The sequence below is a fragment of the Acinetobacter sp. YH16032 genome (assembly GCF_013417345.1).
Taxonomy (GTDB): Bacteria; Pseudomonadota; Gammaproteobacteria; order Pseudomonadales; family Moraxellaceae; genus Acinetobacter.
In genome coordinates, this window is record NZ_VPEE01000007.1 from 37,562 (window position 1) to 50,920 (window position 13,359).

12 protein-coding genes are annotated in these 13,359 nt (G+C 40.1%); 5 read left to right on the plus strand and 7 right to left on the minus strand.

What is annotated here, in order from left to right; all coding sequences use genetic code 11:
• Positions 1-69: 69 nt before the first annotated feature.
• Both FTV32_RS06570 and FTV32_RS06575 read left to right on the plus strand, forming a co-directional pair.
• The gene (locus FTV32_RS06570; protein ID WP_180028251.1) at positions 70-669 is read left to right on the plus strand and encodes a TIGR00730 family Rossman fold protein; all 600 of its coding nucleotides are present in this window, start codon (positions 70-72) and stop codon (positions 667-669) included.
• Positions 666-1,067 carry an NUDIX domain-containing protein gene (locus FTV32_RS06575; protein WP_092768106.1) on the plus strand — a complete coding sequence of 134 codons (402 nt, stop codon included), beginning with the start codon at positions 666-668 and terminating at the stop codon, positions 1,065-1,067. The genes FTV32_RS06570 and FTV32_RS06575 overlap by 4 nt, the downstream gene beginning before the upstream one ends.
• Before the next feature lie 17 nt (positions 1,068-1,084).
• Here FTV32_RS06575 and FTV32_RS06580 read toward each other — a convergent pair whose 3' ends face one another.
• Positions 1,085-1,717, minus strand: coding sequence for a phosphoribosyltransferase family protein (locus FTV32_RS06580; RefSeq protein WP_180028252.1), 633 nt, complete (start codon positions 1,715-1,717; stop codon positions 1,085-1,087).
• 67 nt (positions 1,718-1,784) lie between these two features.
• Positions 1,785-3,830, minus strand: coding sequence for an ATP-dependent DNA helicase RecG (recG, locus tag FTV32_RS06585; protein ID WP_180028253.1), 2,046 nt, complete (start codon positions 3,828-3,830; stop codon positions 1,785-1,787).
• A 53-nt stretch (positions 3,831-3,883) separates the two neighbouring features.
• On the opposite strand from recG, the gene FTV32_RS06590 reads away from it, so the two are divergent.
• Positions 3,884-4,681: an SDR family NAD(P)-dependent oxidoreductase gene (locus FTV32_RS06590; protein ID WP_180028254.1), complete on the plus strand. Its 798-nt coding sequence runs from the start codon at positions 3,884-3,886 to the stop codon at positions 4,679-4,681.
• A 36-nt stretch (positions 4,682-4,717) separates the two neighbouring features.
• On the opposite strand, the gene plsB is transcribed toward FTV32_RS06590, so the two are convergent.
• A complete protein-coding gene (gene plsB / locus FTV32_RS06595) occupies positions 4,718-7,291 on the minus strand; it encodes a glycerol-3-phosphate 1-O-acyltransferase PlsB (protein WP_180028255.1) in 2,574 nt (857 codons plus the stop codon).
• Positions 7,292-7,592: 301 nt separating this feature from the next.
• On the opposite strand from plsB, the gene FTV32_RS06600 reads away from it, so the two are divergent.
• The gene (locus FTV32_RS06600) at positions 7,593-8,465 is read left to right on the plus strand and encodes an acyl-CoA thioesterase II (protein ID WP_035265059.1); all 873 of its coding nucleotides are present in this window, start codon (positions 7,593-7,595) and stop codon (positions 8,463-8,465) included.
• 168 nt (positions 8,466-8,633) lie between these two features.
• Positions 8,634-9,887, plus strand: coding sequence for a dicarboxylate/amino acid:cation symporter (locus tag FTV32_RS06605; RefSeq protein WP_180028256.1), 1,254 nt, complete (start codon positions 8,634-8,636; stop codon positions 9,885-9,887).
• Between the two features lie 56 nt (positions 9,888-9,943).
• On the opposite strand, the gene FTV32_RS06610 is transcribed toward FTV32_RS06605, so the two are convergent.
• The 4 genes from FTV32_RS06610 to FTV32_RS06625 all read right to left on the minus strand — a co-directional run bounded on the left by FTV32_RS06610 (position 9,944) and on the right by FTV32_RS06625 (position 13,277).
• Entirely contained in the window at positions 9,944-10,888 is a 945-nt protein-coding gene (locus FTV32_RS06610; RefSeq protein WP_035265065.1) for a metal-dependent hydrolase, read from the minus strand.
• 133 nt (positions 10,889-11,021) lie between these two features.
• A complete protein-coding gene (gene yihA / locus FTV32_RS06615; RefSeq protein WP_180028257.1) occupies positions 11,022-11,876 on the minus strand; it encodes a ribosome biogenesis GTP-binding protein YihA/YsxC in 855 nt (284 codons plus the stop codon).
• A gap of 86 nt (positions 11,877-11,962) precedes the next feature.
• Positions 11,963-12,409, minus strand: a complete 447-nt coding sequence (locus FTV32_RS06620) for an Rrf2 family transcriptional regulator (RefSeq protein ID WP_035265081.1) — start codon at positions 12,407-12,409, stop codon at positions 11,963-11,965.
• A gap of 106 nt (positions 12,410-12,515) precedes the next feature.
• The gene (locus FTV32_RS06625; RefSeq protein ID WP_092768092.1) at positions 12,516-13,277 is read right to left on the minus strand and encodes a globin domain-containing protein; all 762 of its coding nucleotides are present in this window, start codon (positions 13,275-13,277) and stop codon (positions 12,516-12,518) included.
• Positions 13,278-13,359 lie beyond the last annotated feature (82 nt).

Below are 13,359 nucleotides of genomic sequence, written 5' to 3' on the forward strand. Positions count from 1 at the left end.
TTAATTAGGTTAAAAAACACAGAACATATCATTTTAATTGTTGTTATAAAAACTTAAGGCTAATTTTAAATGAATTCTATTGCAATATTTTGTGGTTCAACATTAGGTTCCGATCCTGTTTATGCTGATGCAGCAAAGAAAACAGGGAAATATTTAGCGCAACAAGGCAAGACCTTGGTGTATGGTGGCGGTCGTTCAGGATTAATGGGGATTGTTGCGGATAGTGCATTAGAGGCTGGTGGAAAGGTCATTGGCGTGATTCCACAAGGATTGGTGGATCGTGAATTAGCACATCCAAATTTGACTGAACTTCACGTTGTTACCAGTATGCATGAGCGTAAAACGCTGATGGCAGATTTGTCGGATGGTTTTATTGCCTTACCGGGTGGTGCAGGAACAATTGAAGAAATTTTTGAACAATGGACATGGGCGCAACTCGGTATTCATCTTAAACCCTGCGCATTTTTAAACATTAACGGGTTTTATGATGGTCTATTACAATTCATTCAACATACGACAGATCAAGAGTTTACTCGAGCTCGCTTTACCAATGCATTAATCAATTCAACTTCAATCGAGGATATTGTGTCAAAATTCGAGTCTTATCAGGCACCACAACCGAAATGGGGTGTCCAAGGTCGAGAAGATTTGGTGAAACTAGATACATGAGCAAAGTCATTACTGTCGCAGCAGCGATTATTTCCAATGAGGATCAGCAGTTGTTGTTGGTTCGAAAAAAGAATACCCAGTTTTTCATGCAGGTTGGTGGGAAGTTAGAGGAGAATGAGCCTTCTGAAGACACGATTCTGCGAGAAATTAAAGAAGAAATTGGCGCTGAGGCAGTAATAGATCAATATATAGGTCGTTTTGAAACCAAAGCTGCAAATGAAGCGGATCATCAGTTGATTAGTTATCTCTATCGAGTTCAGCTTAAACAAGAGCCTCACATTCATGCAGAAATTGCTGAAATGAAATGGATCGATTTAGATGATGATGCTACGCCTTTAGCACCGTTAACTCGAGAAATCGTGATTCCTTGGTGTAGGCAGCATTTTAATGCCGATTAAAACTTAAAGTGACTGTGTCAATATTCTGCGGCTGCAATGCATGCGATCTGAATGTTCTGACAGCCGAGCTTTTCTAGTGCATTGGCCAACGCATTGACTGAACTCCCTGTGGTCACGACATCGTCAATAATCAGGATATTTCTAAACTTTCCTTTTTCTGAACGTATTGGTTTGAATTGAGATTGAATATCCTCGATTCTTTCTACACGTGTTAAGCCTTTCTGTGAGTGTTGTGCTGAACGTTCAATTGGCTGCCAAATGGGTATTTGCAGTTTTTTGGAAAGAATTTTTCCGATGACCATCATTTGATTATAACCACGCTCCTTCAAGCGCTCGTTTGAAATAGGCATAGGTATAATCGCTTGAAAACGTTTCAGTTTAAGTTCTAGCAATGTGTGTGCTAGAAAAGTTTGATAATGAAGTTGTTGTTCATATTTGAATAAGTGAATAATGCGATCTATAGGAAAGCTATAGTCGAAACAAGCATAAATATTTCTTTCATGTCGATGAATGAGTGAAGGGCTTTTCCATGGGAGCATTGTCCAACAGTCATCACATAATCTGTGGGTTTGAGTTGGAGAGAATCCGCATAATTGGCAAGCGCGTCGTGATAATAATGTGTGATAGAGGTTATGAATAGGGCTCAGCATCATGGCTCAAGTTATTTTTATTGTGAGTACCTATGATTATAACTGAGCTCGTTGATTAAGGAACATATTAAACATACGCATATCTAGGTGCTTCTGGTAACCATCGTTTAAGAAGAGCATCCGCTTGATGTGGGTAATCTTTTAAAATTTGAGTCGCGACATAGTGTGCTTGAGTTAACAGATGGCCATCACGTTCCAATTTAGCCACGCGAAAGCCCATGTCTCCAGTTTGTTTCGTTCCTAACAGTTCGCCTGGGCCACGGATTTCCAAATCTTTTTCTGCTATTAAAAAGCCATCATTGGTTTCACGCATAATGCGTAAACGCTCTTGTCCATTCTGCGATAAAGGACTTTTATACAATAATGCGCAAAAACTTGCTTTAGCACCTCGACCCACACGCCCCCTTAATTGATGTAGTTGAGATAGACCCAGTCGCTCCGCATTTTCAATGACCATGATGGATGCATTTGGTACATCCACTCCAACTTCGATCACAGTTGTTGCGATCAGCAGTTGTAATTGATTGTCTTTGAACTGTTGCATGACAGCTTGTTTTTCATCAGCTTTCATTTTGCCATGAACCAAACCAATATTGAGGTGCGGAAAGCGTTCTTTAATCTCCTGATAAGTCGCTTCAGCAGCTTGGGCATCTAACGTCTCTGATTGTTCCACTAATGTACAGACCCAATAAGCCTGCTTACCTTCAGCGCAGTTTGTCGCAATACGCTGCAGGACCTCTTCACGACGATCGAGTGGAATAGTGACTGTTTGGATTGGAGTACGCCCTGGGGGTAACTCATCAATCACAGAAGTATCTAAATCTCCGTACGCTGACATTGCTAACGTACGTGGGATAGGCGTGGCGGTCATTACTAACTGATGTGGTGTCGTATCCTGTGCCCCTTTATTTCGTAATGCTAGACGCTGGTCAACTCCAAACCGATGCTGTTCATCAATGATGACAAGACCCAATTTATGAAACTGGACGTTATCCTGAAATAGTGCATGAGTGCCGACGACCAATTGGGCAGAGCCTTCTCTAATCTGCTGTTCTGCAGCAGCGCGTGCTTTCCCTTTTTGTTTGCCTGATAACCAAGAAACTTGGATACTGAGTGGTTCGAACCATTTTTTAAAATTTAAATAATGTTGTTCTGCGAGGATTTCAGTCGGTGCCATAAGAGCAACTTGCCATCCCTCTTCGAGTGGATGACATGCCGCAATGCCTGCTACTAGGGTTTTGCCTGCGCCTACATCACCTTGCACCAGTCTGAGCATCGGTTTGTTTTGTTTAAGATCTTTCACAATTTCATTTGAAACACGTTTTTGAGCATTCGTCATTTCAAAGGGAAGTGTGGAGAGAAGTTGTTTGGCAAATGTTCGACTGGCTGAAAATGCAGGTGCGGAGATCTGTTGAATGTATGCACGACGAGTCAACAAACTAATTTGATGACTGACTAATTCTTCAAAGATGAGACGTTGCTGCGCAGGATGCTGCCCTTCAGCCAGTTGCAACATATTGGCATCGGTGGGAGGGTGATGAATATATTCTAGTGCTTCTTTTAAAGCATACCCATTGGTAAATTTTGAAGGAATCAGTTCTGGTAAATCATGGGCATGTTGTGCTAAAGCTTGTTTAATATATTCGCGCAGTTTAGGTTGAGTGAGTCCTTCCGTTGATGGGTAAATTGCGGTTAGCTGCGTTTTTGGAAGTGGGGTATGCTCCGTAATCAATTGAATTTCTGGGTGATACATTTCTAGGCCACGAGCGCCTACTCGGACTTCACCAAACACTCTTAAACGATTTCCAGGCTTTGCGCGATCCATCAATGCTTTATAAATATGATAAAAACGTAAGGTGACTTTTCCAAAATCATCTTGTAATAATATTGCCATGGATTTGCGTTTACCGGGCGGCATATCCATTGATGCGACAGTGCCTTCAAGTAAATAGCTTCGACCTACTTGAAGTTGATTCATGGGCACAATAGTACTGCGATCTTCATAATCTCGAGGCAGATGAAACAAAAGATCATCCGTATTCCAGATATTTAATTTTTCGAGTAAAGCGGCAGCGGCGTTTCCTACACCTTGCAACTGATGGACTGCAGTCATGTCCCCTCAACTTTGCTTAAATTGACTTTATAACACTAGAGAATAGGTCTTACATGCATATTCTATTTATCGGTTATGGTAAAACATCCCAACATGTTGCTAAACAATTATTTCAACAAAGACATCAAATTACCACAGTCAGTTTAAGCAGGAAAGATCAAGCAGGTGCTATGCATCTTCAACAAGATATACACCAACTTGATTTATCGACATTGTCGCCTATTGATGCAGTATACGTGTTGATTGCACCCAAAGACCCATCACTAGACGGGTATAAAGCTGCTTTCATAGATGCGATTCCACATATGAGAAATCAGCTGGCATTGCATCCCATCCAAAAGATTATTGTTGTCTCATCAACACGCGTTTACGGACAAGATCAAGGGGAGGAGATTGATGACCAAACAGAGATCAATCCGAAAGATGAGAAAGCATTAGTGTTAGTCACAATGGAGAAACTTTGGCAAGAAGCCTTCCCACAGCAATGTATCATTGTGAGACCCACTGGTATTTATGGCGTATCCGTGAAGAGAATGATGCAGCTTGCTCAAAATACAATGACCTATCCCAATGTGCATTGGTCGAATCGAATTCATATCGAAGATTTAGCGGGTTTTCTTGTCCATTTACTTCACGTGGAACATCCAGAAAAAACTTATATTTGTAGTAATAATCAACCCATTCCATTACATGAAATTATTCTGTGGTTCCAAAAGCAGTTAAACATCCTTCCATTAAAATTATTGAGTGAGGCACAGCATGGAAAGAAAATTTATGCCTCTCGAATGTTAAGCACTGGTTTTAAATTGAAACATAATCAATTTTTTAAGGATTATCGAGAACTCATTTAGGCATAAAAAAACCCTCGCTGGGGAGGGTTTTAGATACTATTTTTTCTTGCGTTTTAAGCGTTTTTTGGCTTGTTGATCAGCAACTGCATCCAAAGCTTCTTTCAGCTCTTCATCGTTAAATGAAGTGATATGTTGCAACATTTGTAAGGTTACATCATCTAGTACCAAGTTGGCATATTGAGCAACCTCTTTGAATTGTGCATCAAAGACTATTGCACCTTCTTCGTTATTACTGATATAGCCTTGTTGAGTCAGAACTTTGATAAAACTTTGGAAGAGCGCTTTATCAAAGAATTCAGGTGAGTTGAACTCATAAAGGACAGATAAACGCTGACCTAATAGATGGCTTAAATCTTCGACCTGCTTGGTCGTAATATTTCCAGAGCCACGTTGAGTAATTAGGGCAAGTGTCATGTAGTAGCGTTCAATACTTTGCTTCACTGGAGCAGCAAGCACGACTAACTGATTGTGTTGTTCAGAGTTAGGTGCAGGGCTACATAAATTTCCATGTTCATCAATCGTAATCAACTGTGCTTCCACCAGACCTTGAACATAGTTACAGATCTGTTCTTTAAGCTCATCCGTATTCCACTTAAGGAAAAGTTCAGCTTTCAAGAATGGATAAAGTGTACGAATGACATTAATCAAATCGCCCTGTGAAATTTTACCATTGTGCTCGACCATCGCAGCAATCAGTGATGGCAAGACATAAGCATGCAAAATATTATTGCGGAAATATGTCAGTAATACTGCTTGACCATCTTCAATCGCAATGATATCGCCAAGGACATGTTTTACACGCTTAATCAACTTGAGTTTTAAACCATAAGCAATGATTTCTTTACCAGACAGTGGTGTGATTTGAACTCGATGATCATAAGGTAAAGCTGTTAGAAGATTGCGATAGGTATCTAACTGTTTAATACAAATCTCTTCATCAAGCGTGTGCTTGGAAGTCGATAAAAGAATAAGTGACAATAACGAAACTGGGTTGATAACAGCAGCACGGTTAATATTTTCAAGAATTGCATTTGCTGAGGTGTTGACTGCATCAGAAACTTCTTGAGGAATCGGGTCATCATTCTTCTCAATTTTGATATGTTCGGCACCATGCTGTTTCAAAATCTCATCAAGGAAGACGGGTTCACCAAAGTTTACGTGTACTTTACCGAAGATGCGTTCAATCTTTCTTAAGGTTTGTAAAATACCAAAGATAGATTCGGCCTCTTTAGGCTTACCATTCATTTCACCGACGTAAGTTGCACCTTCCATCAGGCGTTCATAACCAAAATAGGTCGGGACAAATACAATAGGTTTAGCACGACCACGCAAATGACTATGCACAGTCATTGCCAACATACCTGTTTTCGGCGGTAATAAACGTCCAGTACGTGAACGTCCACCTTCAATAAAGTATTCTAATGGCGTGTTGCGCGATAGGATACTGTATAGATATTCTTTGAATACAGTGGTGTATAACGCATTTCCACGGAAGGTTCGACGTATAAAAAATGCACCGCCACCACGTAAAAGCTGACCAACGAATGGCATATTCAGGTTATCACCTGCAGCAATGTACGGTACCATCATCCCACGCTTATAAATCACATAAGAGAGTAATAGGTAGTCAATATGGCTACGATGACAAGGTGTATAAATAATTTCGTAGTCTTTCGCTAATTCACGAACTGTATTGAAATTATGTACTTCTACGCCGTCATAGAGTTGAGTCCAAAGACGCGTCAGGGCTTGTTCTGCAAAACGTACGGTTGCATGAGAATAGTCTGATGCAATTTCATTCACGTAGCCGATCGCACGGCGCTCAGCTTCAATCAAACTGATTTTAGAGCGAATACTTTCTTTGCGAATTCCGTCCTGAACATCTTGAGATTTAATCAATGATTGCATCACGTTTCGACGATCTGACAAATCTGGACCTAATACAACTTCACGCTGACGATCTAGATAATCATTGAGTTGATTGACGATATATGTTGCAGGAGACAAGTTTGGATGTGTTACACGTGCGTAATCTACCAATTCGCGCAGTGATTTTGGTTCATGGAATTCAAGAAAAGATTGGCGACCATGTAAACCAATATTCATCAGTTGTTTAACAGTACTTGGTGTTGCCCAAGTGTCCGTAAATAGCAATTTAAATAATGAATCTTCTTTGTCCGGTGAGCGGCCCCACAATACAGTCACTGGTACAAGTTCAATGTCAGTATCTGGGTGCTTATCCAATATCTCGATCAATCTGAGGAGACGAGGTGGAAATGCATGGGGTGGCGGATTAAGTAAGTTTGTTTCATCTTGATGTTGTAAAAATAATACAGCAGCTTTCTCTTTATGGTCCCCGATCATGAGTGGGTCAAGTGCTGGCGCGAGATTTAATCGACGAGTTTCGCCGTCAACCACTAACGCATTACTACGCGAGTAATTTTGTAATACATAGCACACCACTTTTTTGTGAGTCGTGTTATTTTCAGTGGGTGGTGTTGAAGGTTGGGTTTCAGTAGGAACCTCTCCAAGAACATGCGGTGTTACTACGAGGTCAAGCAACTTACTGGAAAGTCGACGATACATTTGACCAAAGCCATTCTTGGACATACATACTCCTAGCCAAAGACGAATTTCGCATGACGCGAATGAAGGCAATTATTTTCTTAAATCTGTGATCAAAACAATATGTCATTTTCTAACAAAATGCACAGAATTTGGATGAATTTTCGTTAATAATCGTATTTTTAGCCAAAATATCAAATTTGTTTTATGACAATATAGTCAAGCAAAGTTTAGTTGTTTACTCGGAAATTATGGCAAGATAGAGATTGAGTCATTAAATTGGAAAATCTGTTTAAATTCAACAGGACCAATTTAATGTCGTAGCAATGAAATATATAGGTCCGATATGAATCAGCTCACGCAAGAACTCGTAGATTTACTCACGCTAGAAAGACTTGAAGAAAACATTTTTAGAGGCAAAAGCCAAAATTTGGTTGGCAAACGTGTCTTTGGTGGGCAAGTTCTAGGTCAAGCGTTACGTGCTGCTTCATATACAACTGATCGCCCTGCACACTCATTGCATGCATATTTCTTATTTGGTGGGGATGTTAATGCACCCATTATTTATGAAGTAGATCGAATCCGTGATGGACGTAGTTTCGTGAGTCGCCAAGTTCGTGCGATTCAACATGGCAAAACGATATTCATGTGTATGGTATCTTTTGCAGACCAAGAAGAGGGTCTCAATTATCAAGTTGCTGAACCAGAATACCCGCCAGTAGATGGGCTAAAATCTGAAGCTGAACTCAAGAAAATGATTGTCGATTTCGTACCAGAGAATGTGCGTGCCAGCTTTATGCGTGATCGTCATGTTGAAATTAAGCCTGTAATGCCAGTCAATCCATTCCAACCACAACCTGAAGCGCCGTCTTACGCGCACTATATTCGTACACACGATCGTTTGGCTGATGATGTAGATGAAAATGCATTACATCAGGCGATCGCTGCTTTTTATTCAGACTTTACTTTGATGACAACTGCACTACGACCACACGGACTCAGTTATATTTCACCGAGTTTACAATGTGCCAGTATTGACCATACCATGTACTTTCATAAACCATTTCGTGTAGATGATTGGATGCTCTATGACATGGAAGCAACGATTAGTGCAAGTTCTAGAGGATTGAACTTTGGACGAATGTGGCAAAATGGACAATTGGTCTGTAGTACAGTGCAAGAAGGTCTAATTCGAATTCGTGAAATCGAAACGCAATAAGATAATTGATCCATGCTTCAAGCCAAATCTTCAGATTTGGCTTTTTACTTCATATTTGTATTTATAAATTATTCGTTTCGGTTGCAAAGCTAACAAGAAAAAATGATCGATTCTTGAGGGCGCTCATGGCATAGTGCGACTAATAAATCAAAATGAAAAGCACATGACATGAGTCTAAATACGCAAATTTTAATTGCTGCAATTTTAGGTGTGGCTTTTGGCTTCTTGTTAAATGTATTCCCTCATACAGCATTTTTTAACGGAAGTTTATATGGCTTAGGGATTGCCAGTAGTATCTTTATCGGCCTACTGAAACTATTACTGATTCCTCTAATTTTTAGTTCTATTGTTGTCGGAGTTTCCAATCTACAGACTGGTGGCCAACTTGGTAGAACTTGGAAAATTACCCTCGCTTGTTGTGTCACAACCACAACGTTGGCGCTGATTTTGGGGCTTGCGTGTGCGCATCTTTTTGAGGTCGGGAAGGGTGTAGACATCACTATTTTTCAAGAGACCATAAATCAGCATCAGACGCCTGATACTTTGACGCCCTCGAGTTTTTTTACCAACTTTATCCAAAATACACTAATAAACCCGTTTAAAGCATTTGCTGAAGGTAATGTGTTAGCCGTTGTCGTTTTTGCACTTTTAATTGGGGTGGCTCTTGTTAAAGGTGGTGAAAAATTTGAAACAGTGAAAGCGTTGAGTCAGCAATTTTTTGAAATCATGATGTTGATGATTGGTTGGGTGATGAAGCTCGCACCAATAGGGATTTTTGCGTTACTGGCAAAGTTAATCGCGACGGAGGACCTATCTGTTCTGAGTCGATTAGCAGAATTTGCAGCAGTAGTCACGGGAACGACCATCTTTCATGGTCTTGTTGTTTTGCCTTTGTTGCTCTGGATTTTCGGGAGAATGAATCCAATTACATTTTTTAAGGGAACACGAGCAGCCTTGATTACGGCGTTTGCTACTAGCTCAAGTTCCGTAACCATGCCGCTATCAATGAAGTGTGCTCAGGAAAATTTAGGAGTAAGACCCCAGACTGCAGGATTTGTGATCCCTCTCGGGACACAGTTGAATATGGATGGGACGGCATTGTATGAGGCTGCGGCGGCGCTGTTTATTGCGAATTTAATGGGGCTTGACTTAACGTTAGGACAACAATTGATTGTGTGTGCGACAGCAATGATTGCATCTTTAGGGGCACCAGGTATACCTAGCGCAGGTATGGTTACCATGATTATGGTTTTACAATCAGTTGGACTCCCGGCAGAAGCAATCGCGATATTATTGCCGATTGACCGTTTGTTAGATACCGTTAGAACAGTGGTGAATGTGCAGGGGGATATGATGATTAGTGTTGTTGTAGATCGTTACACGAATCCTGATCATGAACCTATTGAAAAAAATACAGCTTAAAAGATTAGATCAGATATAAAAAAAGCAGGGATCACCCTGCTTTTTTATTGAATACATTATGCAACTTTCAGTGCTGCACGTTCCGCTGCTGGTGACTGATTTAGATAGTTGATCGCATCTTCAGTTTTTGCTTCATGAACAGGGTCATACCAAGGCATTAAATAGCCGAGTTGTTGAGAAACAAGCCAGAATGGGTGAGGAAGTAAACCATTGTCTTTTTGGGCAATTCGTGCCCATTCACGCCAAATCCAAGGTTTGTAAACAGCTGGTTTAATTGATTTAAAGCGAGGGTCTTGACCCATAATATGAGCAGCACCATCAACCCATAAACCTAATACAGCAGCAATCACAACTACACTTTGATAATAGCGAGAAATATAACCACCGCCAAGATGACGATATAAGTCAAATGCAACGGTACGGTGTTCAATTTCCTCAGCACCATGCCATTTTACGAGATCGAGCATATTGGCATCAGCACCCAATTCTCCCCATTTTTTGTTGTACAAGGCATATTTGCCGAGGACACAAGTCATATGTTCAACAGTAGCAATAATACCTAATCTAAATAAATCCCACTGATGATCTAAGGCTTTTGGGACGTTTAGACCTAAAGGTTTATCCGCTAAAAGTTTTCCAAAAAGAAAGTCCATGATATCGAGGTTACGTTGAATATCGATATGACGTGCGCTGAGATATTCTTTATTTGCTGAATTATGTGCTTGAGCGTGCATCGCTTCTTGGCGAATAAAAGCTTTCACATCTTCTGCAAGTTTTTCATCAGTAATTTTGGGTAATACTTTGTTGTACAGACGACAAAACCAAAATTCGCCTGCTGGTAAGATATTGTTAATTTCATTGATAAAATAACTAACGAAAGGCTGATTTGGAACCCAATCTACTGGTGTATCCGCCCACTCAAATTTAACTTTACGAGGTTTGATGTGATACTCAATAGAAGATCCAATCTTACTATTTCTTAATCGAGACAATAATTTCATCACACTTTCCTGAATTTTTGTTGTGATTATCATTTTTCAGTATAAAAAAATGCCCTCAAATAACCTTAGCATTTGAGGACATTGATGTATCAATTAGTGAATGTAATGATTTAACCATTCAGTAGGGTAGATACTATTCGGCTTTGTTGGATTCTAGTTCGGTTGTTTCGCTTGGTGATTCATCATCTTGTTGAATATCATGATCAAAATCTTCATCGATGTCTGATTCACTTACTTCAGGAATTGCACTTAGATCAAATCCGTTAGGTTGCTCAAGCGTAAAATTTAAACGACCAGCAATAACGCTTGCGAGTTCTTCAAGACCTTGCTTATTGAGGGATGAGAACAATTGGATAGAGAAGTTAAGCTTCATTTTCTTTAATTGAGCTTTGACTTCTTGCAATGCTTTGGAAGCTGGACCACGATTTAACTTATCTGATTTTGTTAATAAAACATGGACAAATAATTTACGTGAATAAGCCCATTCTAACATCATGACATCGAAATGTTGTAAAGGGTGTCGTATGTCCATTAACAATACAAGCCCTTGTAAACTTTCACGATGAATGAGGTAGTTTTCAAGCTCTTTTTGCCAAACGATTTTCATGCTTTCAGGTACAGCAGCATAGCCATATCCAGGAAGGTCAACTAATCTTTGTTCGGCATTGCCCATGCTAAAAAAGTTAATCATTTGTGTGCGACCAGGTTTTTTAGACGCACGTGCAAGTTGTTTTTGATTAGTTAATGCATTAATCGCACTCGATTTACCAGCATTCGAACGACCTGCAAAAGCAATCTCATAACCTGTGTCATCGACACATAAATTCAGTTTTGGTGCACTCATTAAGAATTCGGCTTTGCGCAACCAGTTGAGCGCTTGAACCGAATATTCAGTAATCGCTGGATCGGCTTTTTTCTCATAGCTGATCTTTTGCTTTGGGGCATTTGACGCCTTACTGTTTTTCGACTTTCCTCTGCTGTGATGCATAGCTCAACTTCAATAACTCAATTTACAATCAGCTATTATAAAGGAAGTCGCGCATGCAAGCGAATACTCAATCGAATTGAGTCAATCTATGGTGTAACTTGAATGAAAGGAATGGGTGAATCTGAATTGAATTTTATACCTGAGGTGGGTATAACATCCTTCAGTTTAAATTGATCTAAATGCTGATAAAACTGTTGGACTGCATGATCTAAAATGCCTTTTAAGCCACAGTCACTTCTTAATACGCATGGCGGGTTATGACACTCTACAATTTGCTGATCGCCTTGAAGTGTTCTCACTAAAGTCCCTAATGAGATATTCAGAGTTTGAGGGGCTAGACGTATACCGCCACCTTTGCCTCGACTGGTCATTAGCCAATTTTGTTTTGCCATAAAGTGAACGATTTTCATGGCATGGTTTTCTGAGACCTGCAATTGGTTTGCCAGTTCTGCAATGGTATAAGGCAAGTCGCGAGGTTGTGCGACATACATCAATATACGCAGCGCATAGTCGGTAAATTTATTCAGTTGCATAGATCATCATAAAAGATAGCTTATTTCCATCTTAACATTGAAAGCCCCGTGAACGGAGCTTTCAATGATCTCTTAAAATCTTATTTCGGTTAAAGATTTAGATGAATTAATTTTTTAGTGGTGCAGATACCTCAACCACATCACCTACTTGATAGTGGTTTAATAAGATATTTGCCACAGAATATTCAGTTGCTTCATCTACCGCTTTTACTGTGATTTGATACTGGTCAGCTTGTGCAGCATCAAAGCTAAATTGTTGTGGTTGGCGCATCTCTTGCCCCGGTACTTGGACTCGCACCGAAATATATTCACCTGCTTCAGCCGTCGCAATGGTGTGACCGTCTTTGGCAGCTAAACTGAAGGTTTTGGTGTTAGCTTCAGCTTCAATCGCTGTAATTTTAAATTCACGCCAGCCAGCCCAACCGCCATTTTGTGCAGTCAAAGCTTCATATTTTGATTTTTCAACACCAATTAAAATGTCTGCCAATTGCATATACGCGGCTTTCCAAGCAGCAATCAGATCAGAGTCCATTGGCACATCTAATACTTCGCTGATTGAATGCAGAAGGTTTTCACCCACAATCGAGTATTGATCCGCTTGAATGTCTAAACTTACGTGTTTAGTGGTAATTCGCTCAATCGCTTTTGCCAAAACTGTAGGATTTTCAATATTTTCAGCATATGCCAAAACAGCAGCAGCTAAAGCACGTGGCTGACGACCAGTACTTTGATGATCCATGTTAAATGTATTTTTTAACTCGGGGTTGTTGTTCAGCATGCGATTATAGAAATAGGTCGTAAGGGCAACACCATTCTCACGCAGAACGGGAACAGTCGCTTTTACAAGTTCAATATGTTGTGGCGTCATGAGCTTCAACTTTGGCTTTATTAAAAGATATATTTAAAATACATCTTTTAGGGTCGAGCTGCAATATGACTTGCATAGAAAA

Coding starts and splice junctions, on each gene's coding strand:
- FTV32_RS06570 (WP_180028251.1), top strand. CDS start 70: ATGAATTCTATTGCAATATTTTGTGGTTCAACATTAGGTTCCGATCCT.
- FTV32_RS06575 (WP_092768106.1), top strand. CDS start 666: ATGAGCAAAGTCATTACTGTCGCAGCAGCGATTATTTCCAATGAGGAT.
- FTV32_RS06580 (WP_180028252.1), bottom strand. CDS start 1,717: ATGCTGAGCCCTATTCATAACCTCTATCACACATTATTATCACGACGC.
- recG (WP_180028253.1), bottom strand. CDS start 3,830: ATGACTGCAGTCCATCAGTTGCAAGGTGTAGGAAACGCCGCTGCCGCT.
- FTV32_RS06590 (WP_180028254.1), top strand. CDS start 3,884: ATGCATATTCTATTTATCGGTTATGGTAAAACATCCCAACATGTTGCT.
- plsB (WP_180028255.1), bottom strand. CDS start 7,291: ATGTCCAAGAATGGCTTTGGTCAAATGTATCGTCGACTTTCCAGTAAG.
- FTV32_RS06600 (WP_035265059.1), top strand. CDS start 7,593: ATGAATCAGCTCACGCAAGAACTCGTAGATTTACTCACGCTAGAAAGA.
- FTV32_RS06605 (WP_180028256.1), top strand. CDS start 8,634: ATGAGTCTAAATACGCAAATTTTAATTGCTGCAATTTTAGGTGTGGCT.
- FTV32_RS06610 (WP_035265065.1), bottom strand. CDS start 10,888: ATGAAATTATTGTCTCGATTAAGAAATAGTAAGATTGGATCTTCTATT.
- yihA (WP_180028257.1), bottom strand. CDS start 11,876: ATGCATCACAGCAGAGGAAAGTCGAAAAACAGTAAGGCGTCAAATGCC.
- FTV32_RS06620 (WP_035265081.1), bottom strand. CDS start 12,409: ATGCAACTGAATAAATTTACCGACTATGCGCTGCGTATATTGATGTAT.
- FTV32_RS06625 (WP_092768092.1), bottom strand. CDS start 13,277: ATGACGCCACAACATATTGAACTTGTAAAAGCGACTGTTCCCGTTCTG.